We start from the raw sequence: 21,067 nt of genomic DNA, 5'->3' as shown, positions 1-21,067 counted from the left end.
ATGGATCCGCATATTACAGAATGGTTGAACTTAGCAATACGCTGGGCTCACATGATTGTTGGTGTTGCATGGATAGGCGCATCATTTTACTTTGTTTGGTTAGAGAACAACCTTAACCGAGTAAACCCAAAAACTGGCCTTTCAGGCGACTTATGGGCAATTCACGGCGGTGGTATTTATCACCTAGAGAAGTACAAACTTGCGCCACCAGAGATGCCAGAGCACCTGCACTGGTTTAAATGGGAAGCCTACTTCACGTGGATCACCGGCGTGTGTCTACTGGGTGTGGTTTATTACCTCAACGCAGAAATCTACCTGATTGCACCGGGCTCTGGCCTTGATTCAACAACGGCAATCGCAATTGGTATTGGTTCATTCGTTGCTGGTTGGTTTATCTACGACTTACTGTGTGACTCGCCATTAGGAAAAACCCCTGTATTGCTTGGCGTTGTGCTGTTTGTGCTGCTCGTTGCAGCGACCTATGGCCTAACCCAAGTGTTCAGTGGCCGTGGTGCTTATATCCACGTGGGTGCCATTATCGGTACCATCATGGTGGGTAACGTATTCCGCGTCATCATGCCTGCGCAGCGTAACTTGGTGAAAGCGATTGAAGAGAAACGCGAACCGGATCCGGCACTACCTGCGAAAGGTCTACTGCGCTCTCGTCACAATAACTACATGACACTGCCAGTGCTGTTCATCATGATCAGTAACCACTTCCCAAGCACTTACGGCTCGGAATACAACTGGCTGATCCTTGCTGGCCTAGCAATCTTCAGTATATTGGTTCGTCACTACTTCAATACCCGTCATGGCAGTCAGAAGTTCGCATGGACAGTGCCAGTAGCGGCATTGGGTATGATTACTCTCGCGTTTGTTACCTCACCTTACGCGAAAAAACAGATGACCCCGGTTGTGCAAGCACCTGTGGTTCAAGAAGTGCAAGTCAGCACGACGGAATCGGCGACTGAAGAGCTCGCTTCAAGCAATACGGCTTCAACGGCGACAGACTCTCAAACAGTGTCTGCTGACCATGCTATGCAAACGGCGAGCGCAGGTGTAAGCTTTGAAACCATTAACAAAGTCATTCAAGAGCGCTGTTCTGTGTGTCATTCATCAACCCCGAGCCACGCCGCTTTTGCTGCTGCGCCAGCCGGTGTGATGTTTGATACCCCTGAAGAGATTAAAGCCAACGTCCCAAGGATTGTTGCTCAAACCGTAACAACCAAGGTGATGCCGCTCGGCAACATGACTCAAATGACCGACGAAGAACGCGCACTCATCGGCACTTGGGTAGAGCAAGGCGCTACGCTTCAATAATGATGTAAATCCTTTACCTAAGAGCATGAGTCTTAGGTGAGGCTTGGGGAGAGTTTGGTTTACGGGCACGCGCCAAACTCATCCCACCCTGTTTCCCCGGTTCCTATAACCGGGGCTTTTTGTTTTTGGACAAAGGAAATGCAGATTTATCATTCAGTTGGTGACTCTAGGTGCATATGTGGTTTAGAGTTCTTGACAGCAATTTTGTTGGCGGTGCTCAGCTCAAATATAGTTCGACACCTTCATTTAAAAGCGTAAACAAGAGCCTTTTAGTTATCGAGTGTATTAATAAATGAAGACTATTTATTTTCCGAGCCAGCTTGGACGAGACACCTTGTATGAATTTTTTTACCAACTTGAACAAAGCCTAAATGAACCGGAGGTTTGTATAGATTGCTCAACATTGAATTTTTCTTACCCTAGTGGGATGTTAATTGCTGGCTCAAAAATGAGAGCGTGGATCAAATACAGACGTGAATTAGGTTTAATTACTAAAAAGAAAGGTCATGACAGTAATAAGAATGTTCATTGCTATTTACGTCATTTAGGCTTTTTTCAGTTCATTGGTATGGGTGAAGGGAATAATGTGGGACAAGCTCTTGGCTCAATGACGTATTTACCTATAACCAAAATATATAAGCCATCGTTTGACTCCAAAACTCAAGATGTTCAAGAGTGGTACGATGAAATTATATCTCAAACAAGACGCTTTGCTAATTTGCTATCAGGAACAAAAAGTTACAATGAAGAAAATAAACTCTATCACTACGCTTTGAGAGAAATTGTTCGCAATGTATTTGAGCATTCAACAGCTGAAGAGTGTTATTTGTGTGGACAACGTTGGGCGGATGGTAGAGTGGAAGTCGCAGTCATTGATGAAGGAGTTGGTATATCCTCTTCATTAGAACGATCATTTATGATTGATTCTGAACTATCTGCACTAAGAATGGCGATTAAGCCTGGCATATCAAGCACTACAAAGATTGCTGATACCGACAATGTTTATGATAACTCAGGTTTTGGGCTTTATGTGTTAGAGCAGCTTGTTTCATCATTCGGGTGGTTTATGTTAGGTAGTGGCTCCGCAAAATTGGTGTCTCAAGGAAACATCATTAATGAGCAAAAGCTCAACTTTGATGGCACATATATCGGTTTGAGACTTAATAAGGCTCCCAGCCAATTCTCGGGAATTCTTGATGATATAATCCATACTGGAGAGCAAGAAGCCAATACTTATGGTATCAAAGCCAAGGCTTCTGGAATGTCTAAAATGGCTTAGCTCTGTGTTAAAAGTAAATCTAGGGTATAGCTGCTTTTCGTGAAGTAATCGATATCAATACAACGAAGTGGGAAAAGAAAAATATGGATATTGCCGTACTAACTTTTGATGGATTCAATGAGCTGGATTCTTTCATCGCCTCGGGCATTTTGAACCGAATGAAAGAGTTTGGCTGGAATGTGCAAATTACTAGCCCTACAGAATCAGTGACTTCAATGAATGGAGTCACAATTAAATCTCAACAGCCTTTAGAGTTCGCGAATACTGCTGATGCGGTGTTGTTTGGTAGTGGCATGTTGACCCGCGATATCGCCCAAGACGCTAAATTACTTTCAAGGTTAAGCCTTAACCCACAAGTACAATTAATTGGCGGTCAATGCTCTGGGACTTTGTTAATGTCGGTATTGGGGCTACTGAATCAAGTCCCAGCCTGTACTGATTTAACAACGAAGCCATGGGTAATTGAATCCGGTGTGAACGTGTTGGACCAGCCGTTTTATGCGGAAGGTAACATTGCTACAGCGGGTGGCTGTTTGTCGTCTAAATACTTAGCTGCATGGGTTATCAGTAAACTCGCAGACCAAGAACATGCCGAAGCTGCAATTCACTATGTTGCGCCTGTTGGTGAGAAAGAAGGCTCTGTGAATCATTGCATGTCGATAGTAAGTACTTACGTTTAAACTGATTCATTGCGTGCGCAGTCCTGTATAAGGTTCTTGATATGAATATCTACCCATGGCATTTTTTGTCCAAATTGACTTTAATTAGGACAAAAAATGGAAGACTTGATAGTCGCGTATTTTAGGGCATTGAGCTCATTCTTTAGGTACCTGTTTCAGTCGATCTTGATTGAGTTTATTGGTTACGGAGCTGGTTGGATAGTCTGTAAAGCATTCACACTAGGGCGCTTCCCCCCATTGATTCCAACTGAAAAAGAGCGAACCAGAATCTCTTATATCGGAGCTATTAGCATCGTGTTGCTTCTGTTAGCAATTGGTGTGTTCAATAGTTTGTGATTCGGAATGAGGATATATGAAATTTTACCCCGCGGAACAATACCAAGCGGCTTGCAACGAGCTGTTTATCCGATACGAACGTGACATCAAAAAGCTAATCCCTAATGCGAGAGTTGAGCATGTAGGCGCATCTTCTATTCCTTTTGCCGTGTCTAAAGGCGATTTGGATATCTTCGTAGGTGTTGAGCTTGGCGAACTTGAGGATGTAATAGAGAGACTCACAACACTCGCCTTTACAGAGAAACTCGATACGTTAAGAACACCCGAACTGTGTATGTTGGAATCTACATCCGCTGATGATGTGGCGTTGCAAGTGGTCGCCAACGGTTCTGAGTTCGAATGCTTTCTAAGGTTTCGTGACAAGCTACGTGCGAATCCGGAATTAGTTCAGCAATACAACACCCTCAAAATGTCTTGCGAAGGTTGGCCGCAAGAAGAGTACCGTGAAAAGAAGTCGACTTTTATCGAGCATGTGCTGGCTTTGAAATAACGACAAGTTTCGATTGGATATTATTCATCCAAATCCAAACTTTTTGTGCTGTTTTTACTTTCCTCTTACACTCTTTTCAAATATCGAACCTAGTATCAAATTTCTCTTTGTTACACAGGCAAGTCTCTCATTATGAAGAACTTCTTTGATAGCGAACTCATGCTCTCTAGCTCCTTGAATTTCGTTTTGCTATCGCTTGGGCTAACGCTCCTTTTTCATCTTCCGATTTGGTGTGGGTTCAACTTGAGCCGACGAAAGTGGAAGCTCATGGATTATTTATGGCCGTTCTTAGCGGGTATTGGGATGTTGGGTGCGGTGTCTGAGATTCGTGCGAAAGTGGCGGGTGACTGGGTTGAAACAGAACAAACCAGAGCAGTGGTGATTCTAGAATCGGTTCAGCAGTTTTCTTTGGATAAGCTGAGAAGTGATATCTGCACAGGTCAACCATCTTTAGATAACCAGGCTCAGCATCATGAAGCGTGTTTGTGGTATTTGAATACGGCGATCACGTTCAAAGATGTCGATTTCACCTTGTTACCCAATGCATCGGATTTTACGGTTCCTGCGCCTAGTGTCTCGCTGGTGGAAAGTGATGCCGTGTGGGTGAGTGGCATGCTGAGTCAGTATGAGAAGCAGAAAAACCAATACATAAAAACCAGAGAAGCGCAGGTGAAGCAACCGTTAGAAAGTATCTTCTGGTATGTGAGCCCTTACTTAGTCTGCTTTGCAATAGCGCTGCGCCTTACTAAAGTGACGGCAGAGCTTAAACTGGATAAGTGCGTAAAAAATTAACTCGACAAAGACAGCGCGAATGACAGCAAGATAGGTAAAGTCACCACACTCAGGAAGTTGCCGAACAACACCATAGATGCGACCTTGGGAGGCTCGACATTGAACCTTTCTGCAAACAGGTAGTTCATCACGGCAGGTGGCAGCATGGTGAACAGCACCATCATTTGTAGGTGCAGCGTTGGCAGCGGGATAAAGAAGTAGATGATGGCGAAGGCGATGGCACCAGTAAACAGCGATTGAGCCGTACACAGCAAGCCAACTTTGAGTCCGCTTAGCTTCAAGTTCACCATTTGCGAACCCAACGACAACAGCATGATGGGCACGGCTGCTTGGCCGAGTAGCGATGTTGCTTCGTAGATTGGATTCCATACTGCAATGCCAGACAGGTTGAGCGTCATCGCTAATGCTGCGGCTAAGAATATCGGCATCTTGAGGATCTGTTTGATCGGATTACCTTCGCTTAGTAGCGCTAAACCGACACTAATGTGCACGCATGCCGATACCACAAACAGCAATACCGCAGGGGCTAATGCACTCTCACCAAAGGTATAGGTGAACAGGGGAATGGCCAGGTTGCCACTGTTGCGGAACATATGTGGCGGCGCCCAAGCTTTGAAGTTGAGCTTAAAGATCTTACAGATTGGTATCATCAATAAAGCGGGCACCAACACCGCGACCAAAGAGGCGGTGATGAGTGGCAGTTGTTCGGTGTCGAGAGGCATGGTGGTCAGCGAGGCAAACACTAGCGCAGGAATACACACATCCATGTTGATGCGATTGATCGGTTTGAAATCGGGCTTGAGCCAACGACCCACCGCAAAGCCAGCACTGGCTAAAGCAAAAACGGGAAACAGAATGCTGACGACCTGTTCGAACATAGAATTCCTTTCTAGATTGAGTGCTTCCATTTAGCTGAGAAACGAATGTTTTAGAGAGACGCTAAAGTGAAGTATGAAGTCGATATGTATAAACATTAACCTATCAATATAATGACTTGGCGTCACCGAAGATCGTTGTTTGTGAACGGTTAATTTATATTTCTTTGAATGAAGCACAAAAAAGACCAGTGGCATCAGCAACTGGTCTTTCAAGGCTAGATAAATCTGGACGGATTTTTAATTAACGACGGCTGTCGCTGTCTAGCGATTGTTACTCGGTTTTCAGTCTAGCTAACGAGCTTTTGATAATCTTTGAAATTCACATCGTAGGCTTTCTCGCCGTAGATGTAAGTCTCGCTGACGGTTCTGTCGTCACCCAGGCTCATCAATACAAATAGCTTCTCTTCAAGCTTGGTCGCTTGTTCCATTCTAAAGCGCATCAATTGTGTGGCGTGTAAGTCCAACACCACGAAATCGGCTTCTTTTCCTACTTCCAAGTTGCCAATCTTGTCTTCTAAATGCAGTGAACGTGCACCACCTAATGTGGCTAAGAATAGCGACTTAGCTGGGTGCAATTTCTTATGTTGAAGCTGCATGATCTTATAGGCTTCACTCATGGTTTGTAGGATTGAGAAGCTAGTGCCTGCGCCGACATCAGTCCCCATACCAACACGAATGCCGTGCTCTTCCATTTCTGGTAATCGGAATAAACCTGAGCCTAAGAACAGGTTAGAGGTCGGGCAGAAAGCAATGGCAGATTCCGTGTCGGCTAGGCGCTTACATTCGCAATCAGACAAGTGAATGCCATGGGCGAAAACCGAACGTTTGTGCAGTAGGCCATAGTGGTCATACACATCCAAATAGCTGTCGCGCTCTGGGAACAGTTCTTTTACCCATTCAATCTCTTTCTCGTTTTCAGAAAGGTGCGTGTGCATATACACATCTGGGTACTCTTCTAGCAATTTACCAACGGTAGCCAATTGTTCTGGTGTACTGGTTGGCGCGAAGCGAGGCGTTACGGCATAGTGCAAACGACCACGCTTGTGCCACTTTTCGATTAACTCTTTTGAGTCTGCATAGCCAGATTCTGGTGTGTCGGTGAGGTAATCAGGCGCGTTGCGATCCATCAGAACCTTACCCGCGATCATACGTAGGTTACGCTTCTCGGCTTCTTCAAAGAATACGTTAACCGACTCTTTGTGTACCGTGCCAAATACGAGTGCAGTGGTGGTGCCGTTGCTTGCTAGTTCGTCTAGGAATAGCTTCGCCACTTTGTGTGCGTAGACTGGGTTTTTGAAGCGCTTTTCTTCTGGGAAGGTGTAGTTCTCTAACCAATCAAGAAGTTGCTCACCGTAAGACGCGATCATCCCTGTTTGAGGGTAGTGGATGTGCGTATCAATAAAGCCAGAGGTGATCAGCTTGTCTTTGTATTCTTTGACTTCGAGTGTTTTAGGTTGGCGAGCCAATACCTCGTCGACATGGCCCAAGTCGACGACATGGCCGTTCTCAACCACTAAAACACCGTCTTCAAAATAGTCGTAAGACTCATCGATGCCGACGTCTTTTGGGTCGGCGACGCTGTGTAAAATACTGGCGCGATAAGCTTTGCGTTGCGTTGTCATGTTTACTTCCTTTTAATGACTTCAGCGACGTTATGGCCACTGAAGCTTTGCGACTTGTGTTAGGCGATCTTCTCTTCCAATGGTGGTTCGCCTACGTCGCTTGGTTGACTGTGTTGATCGGTCAAACCCTGATTTCGATATTGTTTGGTTGGGCGCTTTTGTTCAAGCGCTTGGCCTTGATAGTGTGCGATCAGTTCACCCGCAACCGATACCGCAATTTCGGCAGGATGTTTGCCATTCACGGCGCTAATGCCAATCGGGCAAAGCATGGTTTCGATTTGTTCTTGGCTGTAGCCGCGCTGCTCTAAGCGGAAGTCGAACTTCTTACGCTTGGTAAGCGAGCCGATCATGCCAAAGTAACGGCTGTCTTCACGGTCAATAATGGCTTTGGTTAGGTCAAAATCGAGCTGGTGGTTGTGGGTCATCACAAGGTAATAACTGTTTGGTTGCATGTGTTTCACTTCACCGACTGGGTCGTCTGAGACAAGCTTTTTAACACCGTGTGGCAGCGTTTCAGGGAACACTTCTTCACGTTCATCAATCCAGGTCACACGGAAGGGCAGAGTCGCGACAATGTGCAGCAGCGCTTTGGCAACGTGCCCAGCGCCAAACAGCACAAGGTGATTCTGCTGAGTGCCAATTGGTTCAAAGCTTAACGTCGCCATTCCGCCACAACATTGGCCTAGACGAGCGCCTAGGTTGAAGCGTTCCACTTTGAGCGATTTTTCGCTGGCAATCAGCATCTCGCGCGCCATTTTAGTGGCCACATGTTCAAGGTGACCACCACCAATCGTAGCGATGATTCGGTCACGAGTGACAAGCATCTTGGTACCCGCATCACGCGGCACTGAGCCTCTGTCTTCAAGTACTGTCACCATCACACATGGTTCGTAGTTCTCTTCCAGTTTTGCCAGTTCGTGAATCCAATTATCCTTAAACATACGTCCTCCTAAATCCCTTCTGTGCTTCCTAGCTGTTCATTACGCTCTAAGCCGTTTCTGATTGAGCATCGACCGAAGTCGGAGCCGTTTCAGTGACTTCCTGAATCGCCATCAAAATACGCTCTGGCGTTGCTGGTGTGTTGAGCTTAGGAATCGCTCCATCAACGGCCACGTAGCTAATCGCATCTTTCAATGCACTCCATACCGACATACCCAACATGAAAGGTGGCTCACCCACGGCTTTCGAGTTGAATACTGTGTCTTCTGGGTTGCTGCGGTTTTCCAAAAGGTGCGTTCTGAAATCAATTGGCATATCAGCAATCGCAGGGATTTTGTAGCTTGCAGGGCCGTTGGTCATTAAGCGGCCTTGCTGGTTCCACACCAACTCTTCCGTTGTTAACCAACCGACACCTTGTACAAAGCCACCTTCGACTTGGCCGATATCAATCGCCGGGTTCAATGAAGCGCCTACGTCATGCAGAATATCGACACGCAGAATCTTGTTCTCGCCAGTCAGGGTATCGATGATGACTTCTGAACAAGAAGCACCATAGGCGTAGTAGTAGAACGGACGACCACGCGCCTTCTCGTGATCGTAATAGATCTTCGGAGTGCGATAGAAGCCAGTGCTTGATAGCGAGATTTGGTTGAACCAAGCCAGTTCAACAAATGAGTTGAAGGTCATGATCTCATCGCGGATCTGCACCATGCCGTTTTTAAACACCACTTCTTCAGGCCACACTTTGAAGTGCGAAGAAGCGAAGTCGATCAGGCGCTGCTTAATGGTTATTGCGGCGTTTTGCGCGGCCTTACCGTTGAGGTCGGCGCCCGATGAGGCTGCGGTTGGTGATGTGTTCGGAACTTTGTCTGTGTTTGTAGCGGTGATCTGGATACGTTCGACATCGACTTGGAACTCCTGTGCAACGATTTGCGCCACTTTGATGTTCAAGCCTTGCCCCATTTCCGTACCACCGTGATTCAAATGAATACTGCCATCGGTGTAGATATGGATGAGCGCACCTGCTTGGTTCAAGAAAGTCGCAGTAAACGAGATGCCGAATTTCACTGGTGTGATCGCAAGGCCTTTCTTCAAGATAGGGCTTTGCTTGTTGAACTCAGCGATTTCTTTACGACGTGCGTGATAGTCACTGCTGCGTTCAAGCTGTTCGGTTATCTCAGGTAAAAAGTTGTCTTCAACGGTTTGGTAGTAATGGGTCACGTTACGGCCTTCTTCGCCGTAGTAGTTCGCCTTACGTACTTCCAAAGGATCTTTTTTCAGGTAACGCGCAATCTCGTCCATGATGTGTTCAATGGTCATCATGCCTTGCGGGCCACCAAAGCCACGGTATGCGGTGTTCGATGCGGTATTGGTTTTGCATCGATGACCGACCACAGTTGCATCGCCTAGATAATAAGCGTTGTCTGAGTGGAACATCGCGCGGTCGACAATAGAACTTGATAAGTCTGGCGAGTAGCCACAGTTACCTGCAACGGTAATATCGGCACCTTGAATCACACCATTGTCGTCAAAACCGACCGTATATTGATTGTAGAACGGGTGGCGTTTACCAGTTTGCTGCATGTCTTCATTGCGCAGCAAACGCATTTTTGTAGGTCGACCTGTAAGGTGAGCAATAACCGCAGCCATACATGCTGGAGAGGCCGCTTGGGTCTCTTTACCACCGAAACCACCACCCATACGACGCATATCAATCACGACTTTGTGCATCGGTACACCAATCACTTCCGCAACCAGTTTTTGAACTTCGGTCGGGTTTTGAGTCGAGGTGTACACGATCATGCCGCCGTCTTCGGTTGGCATCACGCTACTGATTTGAGTTTCTAGGTAGAAGTGCTCTTGGCCGCCGATCTCTAGGTCACCAGAGATCACGTGTTTCGCTTTTGCCAGTGCGGCTTTCGAGTCACCACGCTGTTGAGTGTGGCTTTCTGTGACGAAGTGCTCTTTTGCTAGCGCTTCTTTCACATCAAGAATGGCAGGTAACTCTTCGTATTCAATAACGGCTGCGTGTGCAGCTTTGCGTGCAGTCTCTAAATCGTTCGCTGCTACAGCAATCACCGGTTGGCCGTAGTATTCAACTTTGCCGTCTGCAAGCAGTGGGTCACCTGGAAGGATGGCACCAATATCCAATTCACCTGGTACGTCTTTGGCCTGAATGGCTATTGCCACACCTTCGAATTCGTAACACGGTGATAAATCTATCTTGGTGATGTTGGCGTGTGCTTGAGTGCTCAGGCGTGCGTATACGTGCAGCTGATTTGGGAACTCTAGGCGGTCATCAATGTATACCGCTTCGCCCGTTACTTGCTTGGCTGCACTGTCGTGTTTAACGCTTTTACCTACGCCAGTTTTTAGGTCTTGTTTTGCAATGGTAACCATCTCTTCGTGGGTCATCGCATTGCTCTTGTGAACAGAGGAATTTGATTTAGACATAAGACGTTACCCTTGTTTCGATTTGGTTGTTTTTGTTCTGCTGTTCAATGAAGTAACGGCGCAACATATTTGCTGCCGACAATGAACGGTATTCTTGGCTTGCACGGAAATCAGAGAGCGGCTCAAAGTCGTTATACAGTTCCTGCATCGCTAACTTAATATTAGCGTCTGTCCATGGTTTGCCTAATAACGTATTTTCACAACGGGTTGCGCGCTTAGGCGTTGCAGCCATACCACCAAAGGCGATACGAGCGTGTGTTACCTTGCCATCTTCAATTTGAATATCGAACGCACCACATACTGCAGAGATGTCATCGTCTAAACGTTTAGACAGTTTGTAAGCTCGGAAGCTGTCGTTAGTTGGCTTAGGAATGATGATCTGTTCAATGAACTCACTCTCTTTTTGCGCCGTCACTTTGTAGCTGATGAAGTAATCTTCAATCGGCATGGTGCGTGACTCGTCACCGCAACGAAGTTTGATCTTTGCGTTAAGGGCAATCAGCAGAGGAGGGGTGTCACCGATAGGCGAAGCATTCGCTACATTACCGCCGATGGTGCCTTGGTTACGCACTTGCAGTGAAGCAAAGCGATGCAGCAGTTCACCAAAATCTGGGTAGTGTTTTTTCAATAGTGAGTAAGAATCACTGATAGGCAGGTTGGCACCAATGATTAGATCGGTGTCGGTCTCTTCACATACCTTCATGTCTTCAACAAGGTTCACGCTGATCAGTGTTTCAATCTCACGATGGAATTGCGTCACTTCCAGCGCTAAATCCGTACCGCCAGCAACCAGCTTAGCGTTCGGGTGGGCTTGAAAAAGCTTGGCCAACTCATCGGTGCTTTTTGGGGAAAAAGCGGTGAGGTGACCAAGGCGTAAGTTGGCCTCAGTGTCTTGAATGCTTTCTAGCTTCTTGATGGTGTTGCGTTCAAGTTCAGCAAATTGGTCGATCAAAGGTTGGTCTGTTGAAAGTGACATCGCAGCATCAACAATTGGTCGGTAGCCTGTACAACGACATAGGTTACCCGCCAGTGATTCCATGACGTCTTCTTTGCTCGCATCGGGTTTGTTTTTGCCTAGCGCAAACATCGACATGATGAAGCCCGGCGTGCAGTAACCACACTGTGAACCGTGAAAATCAACCACCGCTTTTTGCACTGGGTGCAATGAGCGATCTCGATTTTGCAGATCTTCTACTGTGATCAGTTGCTTGCCATGCAGCGCTGAAACGAACGTAAGGCAAGAGTTCACCGAGCGGTATTGCAGTTGTCCATCAACCACTTCACCCAGAACTACCGTACATGCGCCACAGTCGCCCGACCCACAACCTTCTTTTGTACCCGTCTTATTTATCTTGGTACGAAGGTAGTTGAGCACTGTCATATTTGGCGACAGATTATCTTCGCGTCTTATTTCCTGATTGAGCAAAAAAGTAATCAAGAGACCTCCTTGTAAATCGACATATTTCCATGTGTATTCTTTTTGACTTCTAGGTCAATAATTATCCATCCTGACCCTGTGGTCAACTATTTATTTACAAAAATGCAACAAAGATGGCTTGTCGTGAATTGTATACAATTTAATTTTGGTCATAGTCGTCTGTTTTATAAGGGTTTGGATTGAGATTGAACAGTTTTATGGTGTGAATGAATGGATAGCTATGTATACAAGATAAAGACAAGATTTATGGCACTGTTGGGAGTGATTCTGTAGAGGCTAAGATCGTTGTTGAGGCTAGAATAGACAGTGTTTTAGATGGATGTGAGCCGATCGTCGTCTTTATTTTTAGGTGAGAGGGCATAAAAAAGAGAAGCAAACGCAGGGGCTTACTTCTCTCCAATTTTGTTAACGAAAAGCTGTTAACAAAAAGCTGTTAACAGATGGTTATCAATCGTTTGTTGAATCGTCTATGACTTACTCTTAAGCAGATCTGAGAACACGACATGCAGATCACTAGAAGCTGTGCTGCTGTCTAGGTTGAGCTTGGAGCGAATATGGCTTAGGTGTTCTTGCATCAACTCTACGGCTTGTTGTTCATTGCCTGACTCTATCGCATCCAGTAAGCCTGAGTGTTCGTCTAGAGAACAGTTCGAGTGGTTGCCCGTTTCGTACTGAGCGATCAGCAGTGAAGTTTGCGATACCAAGCTGCGTTGGAAAGCCAGCAGTGGCGCGTTCTCTGCCATTTCAGCCAATTTGATGTGGAACTCACCAGACAAACGTAGGCCAGAGCCGTAATCGCCTTGGTCGAAAGCACAGTTCTCTTTCGCGACTAATTTTCTGCATTCTTCTATTTGAGCTTTGGTTGCGTTTTTCACCGCCAGCTCAGTGATAGCAATTTCCATCACTTCACGTGCTTTAAAGATTTGTTTGGCTTCGTCAACCGTTGGCGCAGCAATCACGGCTCCTCGGTTAGGACGGATCACCACAACTTGTTCTAAAGAAAGACGCAGTAAGGCACGGCGGATAATGGTGCGGCTAACGCTAAAGATTTCTGCTAACGCTTCTTCGCTTAATTTGGTGGCTGGTGGCAGCCTTTGTTCTAGTATCGCGTCGAAGATATGGCAGTAAACAACATCGTCTTGAGTCTGGCCTGTTACTTTTGTTTTTACACCTTTGGAGACAGAATTTTTGAGAGCTGTCATAGAGATAAGGGCCCTTGTTTAGTCGAGTTGGGTTGGTCGAGAATAATTCATGAGTGTTACTCTATATTGTATACATTTATCTATACAATGCCACCGGATGAAAGTGCGATGCACGCTTATTTGTTAATGACTTATAACATTTAGTTTGCAGTGAACTGCGTGCGTTCTAAAGCTTTAAGTCATTCTTATTGAACTAGACGCGATTATCGCCACAGCTGTAGGCGACGATCTGGCTTATTTCGCTCAGGGTACGACCTGATTGCTGCTGCCACTCGTTGAAAGCCTTACTTGCCGCGACTTGTGCTCGTTTGGTGTTACGACCGCTATCAACCACGTTTGTGCTGCGCAGGTGTGCTTCAACATCTGATGACAAGATGAAGGTATCTTTACCCATTTGGCGCAGAGTGTAGGCACCAGTGTTACCGCCTAATCGCTTGCCGTGTTTCTTCAGATAATCCCAAAGTTCAGTGATACGTTCTGATGGCCAGTCGGCAACCATTTGTGAGAAGGAATCCGCCTCACGCTTAGCATTGTGGATCATGGTGGCATTGGCAGGGATGGTCATCACCTTAGTGAGGTGGCGAATAATGCGCGGGTCTTGCGCTTTTTGTTCCCACATTTCATTCGGCAGCATCAGCATTTTTTCGATATTGAATTCAAAGAACACTTCTTCAAATTGCGGCCATTTCTTCCTCACTACATTCCATGAAATACCACACTGGAATACTTTTTCAGTAAAGGCGGCTAGCCAACGATCGTCGGTGATTTGTGATAGCTCGGCTTGTGAAAGGGGCGCACGAATAATTTTTTCGAGTTCGGCCGCTCCGCCTTTGCGGTGAGCTGCACGTTGGTAAATAGTATCGAATTTTTCTTGGGTCATGAAGGTTCCAAATTACATCTGTGTATCTTGAGTATGTAGCCAATGCTTAATGATATGGGGTCAAATCTAGTAATTAAAACGAACTAGCTAAGCTTTAATTCCATTTGATATAGAGGCCAGGTATTGCCATTGAATTCTTTGAATTTTGGTTCTTTGTCTACCACTTGAAAGCCCGCTTTGTCGTAGCAACGTTTCGCACCGTGATTCTGTTGGAATACCGCTAAGCTGATGGTGGTGACATCAGGGATCTGTTTTGCGGCTTCTAATGCACTTTCTATCATGGACTGCCCAAACCCTTTACCACGCTGACTTGGGTGAATGGCCACTCGGCAGAATCGAAGTTCACTGTCTGACATACGTTGAAACTCCATAAAACCGAGCAAGTCATTAGCATTCGAGTTAGTGCTAGATGTGGAGAATGTGTAAAGCTCGACATGGGGCTCTTGAGAACGTTCAATGATGGAGGCGGCTTCTAACGGCCAACCAAAGGTTCGTCCGCCCCACAGTACATAGTCTTCGAGTGATGTGAACCAAGTGACGATCTCATTGGCATCGGAGGCTTTAAAGCGGTTTATTTCCATATCCTTGTCTCTTCCTTATCGCGTGTCTCTTTTTCTAAACCGCTAAACTTCCGTGCCCAACTGCTCAAGAAAGCCACGCATGTAATCGGTGCGCTTGTTGGCTTCTAACTTGGCTGATTCTGTATTCATGGTTTCTGCTAGCTTAAACAGCTTCACGTAGAAGTGGTCGACGCTGTAATGCTTGTCATCCAAGTCACGATGTTCAGCGAACGGGTCTTCGTGGTTATACAGCTCGGCGTTAAAGCTCTGACCCACATACAAACAGCGAGCGATACCAATTGCACCGAGAGAATCAAGGCGATCGGCATCTTGGACGATCTGAGCTTCTAAGGTTTCAGGTGTGATGTTGGCACTGTAGCTGTGCGTGACAATGGCATGATGGATCTCATCAAGATAGGACGCGGGGTAGTCGATAGATTTGAGGAAAGAGATCGCCTTATCTGCTGCCATTTGCGAGCTTTGGGCTCTGTCTGGGTGGTTCTTAGGAAAGGTGAAGCAATCATGAAGATACGCGGCGGGTAACACGACTTCAAGCTTAGCTTGTTCTTGAGTACATAAAGCCTTGGCGGTTTTGACTACGCGCTTAATATGGCTGATATCGTGCGCGGCATCTTGTGTCATCTCTTGCTGTGCAAAATCAAGCAGTTGGCTTTCAATTTTCTCAATCACGTGTCTCTTTCTCCCTTTCTAGACGTTATCAATGTTGCTTGTCACTTAGCATCAGTTTCACATCGACTGTAACAGTTTCTAGCGTGATTTTTTATCTTTTATAAAAGGAATACCCACAAAAAAACCGACTCTGTGAGTCGGCTTAATAGAAAGGTTATTCTGTGTTGATTAAAGCGTTATCAACGGTAATAAGAGCCTAAGCTGCAGCTTGTTGAAGTTTTGCTAACACATGATGCAAAGAAGGGCTGATGGTGTGTCCAAGCGCTTTTACTTCTTCGCAAGGCTCAACCAAATCAGGGATCTGGAAGCTGATCATGTTGGCTGCCATTGATGCGCGAATACCGTTGTTTGAGTCTTCAAACGCTAGGCAGGCTTCAGGGGCAACACCTAGGCGTTCTGCCGCTAACAGGTAGATCTCGGGGTGAGGCTTACCATTGGTGACTTCACAGCCTGTGCTTAGTGAGGTGAAGTAAGAATCTAGGCCAGCCAGCTCAAGCTTCTTTTTAGCGATATCAAGCTGAGTCGAGGTCGCCACCGCGATTGGAATGTCGTTTGATTTCAGCCACTCAAGAAGCTCAATCACGCCGTCTTTTACTGGGATAGCTTGGTGCTTAACAATCGCACTGTAGCGTGTGCGCCATTCGTTGTTCAGCGCTGGGTAATCTAGCCCTTCACCGTAGCCATTTCTAAAAATCTGTTCGATGGTTTTTGCGTTACAGCCAATGATGCCTAGGTAAACATCCTGCAAAAACGGAACGCCTTGCGCGTGACATGCTTCTTCAAAAACCTGCATACAAAGTCGCTCGGTGTCGAGCAGCAGTCCATCCATATCAAAAATAGCAGCTTGAAAATTCATATCCGTGGTTCTTTCTGTGTTGTCGTCGTGAGGGCGAGTATTTTGACATAGTGCCTGGAGATAGGCGAGTCAGTGTTCAGCAAGAATATGACGAATTGTCTCGGTAATATGCTTCTAGATGAGGCGAAACCTGATTAACTTGCGTTGGAATAATATCGTTCAGTTATGAGTCTGATGTTTGATAGGTCATGCGGTTCTAACAGACACAATAATGGCTATCATACATAACAAATCTAGGTTGAGTGCCTAGCTTCCTATTACAATTCATAAACTTACAGGTCGTTTAGCGTGACCATAATCTTATAAAAAACAATTAACGGAAGCCTGCAATCATAGTGTGACCAAGTAATAAGTAAAAGGCTGAACTAAAGGACAAAATATAATTAGTCCACATTTTTAGCAAGGTTGCTTATGTTGTATTTTGAGTTTCTATTTTTATTAGTCGTACTTTATATCGGGTCTCGGTATGGCGGTATCGGCTTAGGTGTTGTTTCTGGTATTGGTTTGGTTATCGAGGTGTTTGTCTTCAAGATGCCACCAACGTCTCCACCTGTCACCGTGATGCTGATCATCCTCGCCGTTGTTACTTGTGCTTCGATTCTCGAAGCGGCAGGTGGTTTGAAATACATGCTGCAAGTGGCGGAAAGGGTGCTTAGAAAGAACCCGAAACGCGTTACCCTGATAGCTCCGTTCGTGACTTACTCGATGACTTTCTTATTGGGTACTGGCCACGCGGTTTACTCAATTATACCAATCATCGGCGATGTTGCGTTGAAGAATGGTATTCGTCCTGAGCGCCCAATGGCGGCTGCGTCTGTTGCGTCTCAGCTAGCTATCACGGCATCACCAATTTCTGCTGCTGTGGTCTATTACCTCGCGCAACTTTCTGATATCCAACACTCTATTACTCTGCTTTCTATTCTGATGGTGACGGTTCCTGCAACCTTGTTCGGCACACTTTTGCTTTCTCTGTATAGCTTGAAACGTGGTAAAGAACTGAACGACGATCCTGAATACCAAGCTCGTCTAAAAGATCCTGAGTGGAAAAAGCGCATTGAAAGCACTACAGCGACCTCTTTGGATGAAGTACTGCCAACTTCGGCTCGTAATGCGGTATTGATTTTCCTACTTTCAATTGTCGTGATTGTTATCGTGGCGATGGTGCCTGAAATCAGAACCATCGTTGACGGAGACAAGCCAATCAAGATGTCGGTGATCATCCAAATGATGATGCTCTGCTTCGGCGGTATCATCTTGCTGGCGACCAAAACTGACCCACGTGATGTGCCAAACGGCGTGGTATTCAAATCGGGTATGGTGGCGGCGATTGCTATCTTCGGTATCGCTTGGATGTCGGATACCTACTTCCAATACGCAATGCCTCAGTTCAAGTCTGGCATCGTGGAAATGGTGACCAACTACCCATGGACGTTTGCACTAGCGCTATTCATTGTATCGGTTGTGGTGAACTCGCAAGCCGCTACTGCACGTATGATGCTGCCTGTTGGGCTTGGATTAGGACTAGACCCAGCCCTGCTTATCGGCTTGATGCCAGCGGTTTACGGCTACTTCTTCATCCCGAACTACCCATCAGATATCGCAACGGTGAACTTCGATGTCTCTGGCACCACCAAGATTGGTAAGTGGTACTTCAACCACTCATTCATGTCGGTTGGTTTAATCGGTGTAGTAGGCGCATGTTGCTTAGGCTACGCACTGGCACAGATTTTTATCGCTTAATGTATTAGCTTTCTTTGAGATAGCTAAGACAACAAACAAAAACAGCGCCTAAATTGGCGCTGTTTTGTTTTAACAGGTTTCGTTTATTAGCTTTCAGGAGAGCTATTAACGTGGCTCAAAAGCCAGCGACTGAATTGCTTCTTCAATCGTTAGGAAGTGGATCTTCATCAGGCACACTTCAGCTTTTTGAAACTCGTGGTTTCGAATCAGTTTAGTCACGCTTTCAACCGAATACTGCTCAGCTCGTTTAGCTAAACCCAGTTGGTTTGAGTTTGATTGTAGCGAGTAGCTGTCGCCAACTGAATCGATGAGGTAATCATCTTCGCCCAAGATCATATCTGAGCATTCCACCTGGAAATCTTGTTCTGACGCGACGTAAATAAGCTCATCATCACCGTCGAGTTTTACCAAAGATGGCCAACTGATCATTACTGCCCTTTCTATGTGCTGCTTACTGCTTTTAATAGTGGTGACGACAAGCAATTATATAAAAGTTATCGTCATCTGCTTTATACACTAATCGATTCTTGTCATCGATTCGTCTTGACCAAAAGCTAGACAGGTTGCCGACTAGTGGCTCCGGCTTTCCAATCCCTTCAAAGGGTGTTCTTTTGGCGGCTTCAATCAACTTATTTAGTTTCTTGAGCGTTTTCTTGTCTTGGGTTTGCCAGTATAGGTAATCTTCCCAAGCATTATCTGTAAATACAATCTTTCGATCATTCGTCATTATTCAATTCTCGAACGGTTGTATTTCCGGCTTCGAGTTGAGCAATAGATTCAGCCAATCTTTCAGCGTTTTTAGGCGAGCTCATTAGGTACAAGGTTTCTTGCATTGAATTAAAATGATCAAGAGACATGACCACTGCATCTTCTGAATCTCGTCTGGTTATTACCGTAACATCAGAATCGTCTACCACTCTATCGAGCACAGACTTAAGGCTATTTCTGGCCTCAGTAAAAGAAACAATATTCATCACTCATTTACCCTGTTGTTTTTGGATATGTTTAATCTTTCTATATACACAGAATAGTTAATTATTCATGAATTAACTATTCTACATGTTCCGCTTGTTGTACATGTTATATCAGAGGTTACACATGATCAACTTATGGTACATGTCATTCATTGTAAATATGCAGAGAGTTACTGACTCAAAATGCTATTTACTCAAAGATCGGCCTAATGGTGCGAAGTAACCTTGCAGGGCTTGGTATATCTGTTCTCGGTGCGCCATATCAGGATACACGGGGTACATATCAGGCTTGGTTGTGCCATCGACTAAGTAAGAATTCTCGATATCTGAGCAAGACTCAATCGTAGCTTCAAAGGCCCGCGCCATCATCTCTGTGGGTAGTGAGAAGTAACGGGCAGACATCGCTTTGTCGGCAATCACACTGCGAGCCACATAATCGTGTTTGTCCAAGTTATTGTCGCTAAGCAGTGTGGCATCAAACAGAGACATCAAACTTTCGTTTAATGGATGAGGTCGCACCGTTCTATCGTGCAACCAACAGTCGCTGGCGAACAGGATCTGCTTGCGAGGGCCAGAGGTATCGCCGATTTCAAACGCTTTCTCAGCGATATAGTGGTCAAATGCATGCCAAAACTCGTGAGCGAGCGCGCCAGCTCCGGCATTCTTCGCGAGGGCTAATTCTCGTTGGTTCGGGGCATAGTGTGCTTGTACGCCTTTTCTGCCGCCACTGCCGAACGCTAAGCCTAATGTGCCGCGAAGGCCAATCGCTTCTGGTGGCAAAGCCAAGATGTAAGCCAAGTCGGCTAGCGAATCGAATATCAGATTTGCGGCCAACTCTTTTTCTTCTTTCGTCACCCAAGCACCCACACGAATGCTGCCCATACCGAAGGTTTGTTTGATGTCCATGAATGACACCTGATCGCCATGTCGGTAGTCTGGGCCTTCGCGCGTTTTGTATTTAAAGTGAGTTAACTTCAAAAGGGTCCTTGGAAACAGACGTAAGAATGAATAGTGTGCTCAGTGAGATGCGCCTGTGTGAGATGCATCTCTTGGAATTAAAGGACGTTAGCACTTTTGATAGCAAATTGCCGACCAAAATTAGTTTAGATTGAGTTCGAAAGCTTCCCATGAAGTTGGGTTACCTTCACGAGTGAGTGGAAAGAGTGGCTGTTGTGGTTTTGCATAGCTTAATCGGTGCAGTCTTTGAGTTACGTGGTAGCTATCAAGCCCTGATACCGTGACCAAATCCAACGCTTCTAAATCAAGGTAGCCATCCGGCATCACGGCGCGTTTGGGTGCGTGAATCGTTATAACTTCACCGATCAACATTTGCGTTTGATTGCTTTCGATTGTTATCTGTTCTTTGAACGCTAACCCTATCTTTAAACTGCTCTCCAAGACGAAGGGAGCGGGGAATTTGTCGTCATAATAGGCCGTTAAGCCGACCGCGTTGAATTCTGAGACTGGTTTAGGGTAGCGAGCCGAGGTTTGATGGGCCTTTTTAACAAAGTCAGCACCAATGCTGTTAACGGTGAAGTGCTTTGTTTCTAGAATGTTTTCTAGCGTATGACGGCGGCTTTTATCTGGGCGAACAATAAAACCAAGCAGCGCCGGATCAGACCCTAGGTGAATGACAGAGCTTACTATCGCAAGGTTTTCAAACCCCTGTTTATCACAAGTGCCAATTAGGTTGGCGCTTTTAAATCCAGATAGGGAATTAACTAAACGAATGCGGTGGCGCGGGTCCATTGTTTGGATATCTTGTTTAGAAAGGGTCATATCCTTCATATCTTCTCTTCTTCTCATTTATTGTTATCTTCGAGCATGCTCACTAACGGACTTATATGTACGAAGAATCCGCTTTTATCGATCAAAGAGCGCTTATTGGCCGTGGGCAGTTTGTCTCTTTTATCTCTGCTACAGCACAATGAACGAGA

22 protein-coding genes are annotated in these 21,067 nt (G+C 45.8%); 7 read left to right on the top strand and 15 right to left on the bottom strand.

Going from position 1 to position 21,067, the window contains the following annotated elements; genetic code table 11:
* The 6 genes from AB4375_RS17275 (at position 1) to AB4375_RS17250 (ending at position 4,897) form a co-directional block, all read left to right on the top strand.
* Entirely contained in the window at positions 1-1,320 is a 1,320-nt protein-coding gene (locus AB4375_RS17275) for a urate hydroxylase PuuD (protein ID WP_372052118.1), read from the top strand.
* Positions 1,321-1,612: 292 nt separating this feature from the next.
* Positions 1,613-2,599 (top strand): ATP-binding protein, encoded by a 987-nt coding sequence (locus tag AB4375_RS17270; RefSeq protein WP_102496160.1) that lies wholly within the window; start codon positions 1,613-1,615, stop codon positions 2,597-2,599.
* 83 nt (positions 2,600-2,682) lie between these two features.
* Entirely contained in the window at positions 2,683-3,279 is a 597-nt protein-coding gene (locus AB4375_RS17265) for a DJ-1/PfpI family protein (RefSeq protein WP_372052117.1), read from the top strand.
* Between the two features lie 96 nt (positions 3,280-3,375).
* Entirely contained in the window at positions 3,376-3,615 is a 240-nt protein-coding gene (locus tag AB4375_RS17260; RefSeq protein WP_372052116.1) for a hypothetical protein, read from the top strand.
* A gap of 16 nt (positions 3,616-3,631) precedes the next feature.
* Positions 3,632-4,105 (top strand): GrpB family protein, encoded by a 474-nt coding sequence (locus AB4375_RS17255; protein ID WP_372052114.1) that lies wholly within the window; start codon positions 3,632-3,634, stop codon positions 4,103-4,105.
* 267 nt (positions 4,106-4,372) lie between these two features.
* Positions 4,373-4,897 carry a hypothetical protein gene (locus AB4375_RS17250; RefSeq protein ID WP_372052113.1) on the top strand — a complete coding sequence of 175 codons (525 nt, stop codon included), beginning with the start codon at positions 4,373-4,375 and terminating at the stop codon, positions 4,895-4,897.
* On the opposite strand, the gene AB4375_RS17245 is transcribed toward AB4375_RS17250, so the two are convergent.
* From AB4375_RS17245 to AB4375_RS17200, 10 genes are all read right to left on the bottom strand, one after another.
* Positions 4,894-5,775 carry an AEC family transporter gene (locus AB4375_RS17245; RefSeq protein WP_372052112.1) on the bottom strand — a complete coding sequence of 294 codons (882 nt, stop codon included), beginning with the start codon at positions 5,773-5,775 and terminating at the stop codon, positions 4,894-4,896. The two genes, AB4375_RS17250 and AB4375_RS17245, sit on opposite strands and share 4 nt — an antisense overlap.
* A 287-nt stretch (positions 5,776-6,062) precedes the next feature.
* Positions 6,063-7,397, bottom strand: a complete 1,335-nt coding sequence (gene guaD / locus AB4375_RS17240) for a guanine deaminase (RefSeq protein WP_372052111.1) — start codon at positions 7,395-7,397, stop codon at positions 6,063-6,065.
* 59 nt (positions 7,398-7,456) lie between these two features.
* The gene (xdhC, locus tag AB4375_RS17235) at positions 7,457-8,338 is read right to left on the bottom strand and encodes a xanthine dehydrogenase accessory protein XdhC (protein ID WP_136982330.1); all 882 of its coding nucleotides are present in this window, start codon (positions 8,336-8,338) and stop codon (positions 7,457-7,459) included.
* A 46-nt stretch (positions 8,339-8,384) separates the two neighbouring features.
* Complete coding sequence (gene xdhB / locus AB4375_RS17230; RefSeq protein ID WP_372052110.1) at positions 8,385-10,790, bottom strand: xanthine dehydrogenase molybdopterin binding subunit; 2,406 nt, start codon at positions 10,788-10,790, stop codon at positions 8,385-8,387.
* A complete protein-coding gene (gene xdhA, locus AB4375_RS17225) occupies positions 10,783-12,228 on the bottom strand; it encodes a xanthine dehydrogenase small subunit (RefSeq protein WP_137002185.1) in 1,446 nt (481 codons plus the stop codon). The genes xdhB and xdhA overlap by 8 nt, the downstream gene beginning before the upstream one ends.
* Positions 12,229-12,695: 467 nt before the next feature.
* A complete protein-coding gene (locus AB4375_RS17220) occupies positions 12,696-13,430 on the bottom strand; it encodes a GntR family transcriptional regulator (protein ID WP_017071662.1) in 735 nt (244 codons plus the stop codon).
* Positions 13,431-13,623: 193 nt separating this feature from the next.
* On the bottom strand, positions 13,624-14,310 hold the full coding sequence (locus tag AB4375_RS17215) for a DNA-3-methyladenine glycosylase I (protein ID WP_372052108.1): 687 nt from the start codon (positions 14,308-14,310) through the stop codon (positions 13,624-13,626).
* A gap of 83 nt (positions 14,311-14,393) precedes the next feature.
* A complete protein-coding gene (locus AB4375_RS17210; RefSeq protein ID WP_372052107.1) occupies positions 14,394-14,891 on the bottom strand; it encodes a GNAT family N-acetyltransferase in 498 nt (165 codons plus the stop codon).
* 42 nt (positions 14,892-14,933) lie between these two features.
* Entirely contained in the window at positions 14,934-15,560 is a 627-nt protein-coding gene (locus tag AB4375_RS17205) for an HD domain-containing protein (RefSeq protein WP_372052106.1), read from the bottom strand.
* A 196-nt stretch (positions 15,561-15,756) separates the two neighbouring features.
* Entirely contained in the window at positions 15,757-16,416 is a 660-nt protein-coding gene (locus tag AB4375_RS17200) for an HAD family phosphatase (RefSeq protein ID WP_076644829.1), read from the bottom strand.
* A 411-nt stretch (positions 16,417-16,827) separates the two neighbouring features.
* On the opposite strand from AB4375_RS17200, the gene AB4375_RS17195 reads away from it, so the two are divergent.
* Positions 16,828-18,156: an anaerobic C4-dicarboxylate transporter gene (locus tag AB4375_RS17195; RefSeq protein WP_372052104.1), complete on the top strand. Its 1,329-nt coding sequence runs from the start codon at positions 16,828-16,830 to the stop codon at positions 18,154-18,156.
* A gap of 105 nt (positions 18,157-18,261) precedes the next feature.
* Here AB4375_RS17195 and AB4375_RS17190 read toward each other — a convergent pair whose 3' ends face one another.
* The 5 genes from AB4375_RS17190 to AB4375_RS17170 form a co-directional block, all read right to left on the bottom strand.
* Complete coding sequence (locus AB4375_RS17190) at positions 18,262-18,585, bottom strand: DUF4144 domain-containing protein (RefSeq protein ID WP_108194370.1); 324 nt, start codon at positions 18,583-18,585, stop codon at positions 18,262-18,264.
* A gap of 31 nt (positions 18,586-18,616) precedes the next feature.
* Positions 18,617-18,883, bottom strand: coding sequence for a Txe/YoeB family addiction module toxin (locus AB4375_RS17185; protein WP_017061615.1), 267 nt, complete (start codon positions 18,881-18,883; stop codon positions 18,617-18,619).
* On the bottom strand, positions 18,873-19,130 hold the full coding sequence (locus tag AB4375_RS17180; RefSeq protein ID WP_017061616.1) for a type II toxin-antitoxin system Phd/YefM family antitoxin: 258 nt from the start codon (positions 19,128-19,130) through the stop codon (positions 18,873-18,875). Before AB4375_RS17180 ends, AB4375_RS17185 begins: the two co-directional genes overlap by 11 nt.
* Before the next feature lie 186 nt (positions 19,131-19,316).
* Entirely contained in the window at positions 19,317-20,108 is a 792-nt protein-coding gene (locus AB4375_RS17175) for a CLCA_X family protein (RefSeq protein ID WP_372052103.1), read from the bottom strand.
* Positions 20,109-20,228: 120 nt separating this feature from the next.
* Positions 20,229-20,918, bottom strand: coding sequence for a flavin reductase family protein (locus AB4375_RS17170; protein WP_372052102.1), 690 nt, complete (start codon positions 20,916-20,918; stop codon positions 20,229-20,231).
* Positions 20,919-21,067: the final 149 nt, after the last annotated feature.

The sequence above is a fragment of the Vibrio sp. 10N.261.51.C6 genome (assembly GCF_041471785.1).
Classification (GTDB): Bacteria; Pseudomonadota; Gammaproteobacteria; order Enterobacterales; family Vibrionaceae; genus Vibrio; species Vibrio crassostreae_C.
The sequence above is the reverse complement of the archived record's forward strand: the minus strand, read 5'-3'. Positions and strand labels throughout refer to the sequence as shown.

Bases quoted from the DNA above. Each gene is read 5' to 3' on its own strand.
- AB4375_RS17255 (WP_372052114.1), top strand. From the start codon at position 3,632: ATGAAATTTTACCCCGCGGAACAATACCAAGCGGCTTGCAACGAGCTG.
- AB4375_RS17180 (WP_017061616.1), bottom strand. From the start codon at position 19,130: ATGAATATTGTTTCTTTTACTGAGGCCAGAAATAGCCTTAAGTCTGTG.
- AB4375_RS17210 (WP_372052107.1), bottom strand. From the start codon at position 14,891: ATGGAAATAAACCGCTTTAAAGCCTCCGATGCCAATGAGATCGTCACT.
- AB4375_RS17220 (WP_017071662.1), bottom strand. From the start codon at position 13,430: ATGACAGCTCTCAAAAATTCTGTCTCCAAAGGTGTAAAAACAAAAGTA.
- AB4375_RS17245 (WP_372052112.1), bottom strand. From the start codon at position 5,775: ATGTTCGAACAGGTCGTCAGCATTCTGTTTCCCGTTTTTGCTTTAGCC.
- AB4375_RS17195 (WP_372052104.1), top strand. From the start codon at position 16,828: ATGTTGTATTTTGAGTTTCTATTTTTATTAGTCGTACTTTATATCGGG.
- AB4375_RS17260 (WP_372052116.1), top strand. From the start codon at position 3,376: ATGGAAGACTTGATAGTCGCGTATTTTAGGGCATTGAGCTCATTCTTT.
- AB4375_RS17215 (WP_372052108.1), bottom strand. From the start codon at position 14,310: ATGACCCAAGAAAAATTCGATACTATTTACCAACGTGCAGCTCACCGC.
- guaD (WP_372052111.1), bottom strand. From the start codon at position 7,397: ATGACAACGCAACGCAAAGCTTATCGCGCCAGTATTTTACACAGCGTC.
- AB4375_RS17265 (WP_372052117.1), top strand. From the start codon at position 2,683: ATGGATATTGCCGTACTAACTTTTGATGGATTCAATGAGCTGGATTCT.
- xdhB (WP_372052110.1), bottom strand. From the start codon at position 10,790: ATGTCTAAATCAAATTCCTCTGTTCACAAGAGCAATGCGATGACCCAC.
- AB4375_RS17275 (WP_372052118.1), top strand. From the start codon at position 1: ATGGATCCGCATATTACAGAATGGTTGAACTTAGCAATACGCTGGGCT.
- AB4375_RS17185 (WP_017061615.1), bottom strand. From the start codon at position 18,883: ATGACGAATGATCGAAAGATTGTATTTACAGATAATGCTTGGGAAGAT.
- AB4375_RS17250 (WP_372052113.1), top strand. From the start codon at position 4,373: ATGGATTATTTATGGCCGTTCTTAGCGGGTATTGGGATGTTGGGTGCG.
- AB4375_RS17190 (WP_108194370.1), bottom strand. From the start codon at position 18,585: ATGATCAGTTGGCCATCTTTGGTAAAACTCGACGGTGATGATGAGCTT.
- xdhC (WP_136982330.1), bottom strand. From the start codon at position 8,338: ATGTTTAAGGATAATTGGATTCACGAACTGGCAAAACTGGAAGAGAAC.
- AB4375_RS17270 (WP_102496160.1), top strand. From the start codon at position 1,613: ATGAAGACTATTTATTTTCCGAGCCAGCTTGGACGAGACACCTTGTAT.
- AB4375_RS17170 (WP_372052102.1), bottom strand. From the start codon at position 20,918: ATGAAGGATATGACCCTTTCTAAACAAGATATCCAAACAATGGACCCG.
- AB4375_RS17200 (WP_076644829.1), bottom strand. From the start codon at position 16,416: ATGAATTTTCAAGCTGCTATTTTTGATATGGATGGACTGCTGCTCGAC.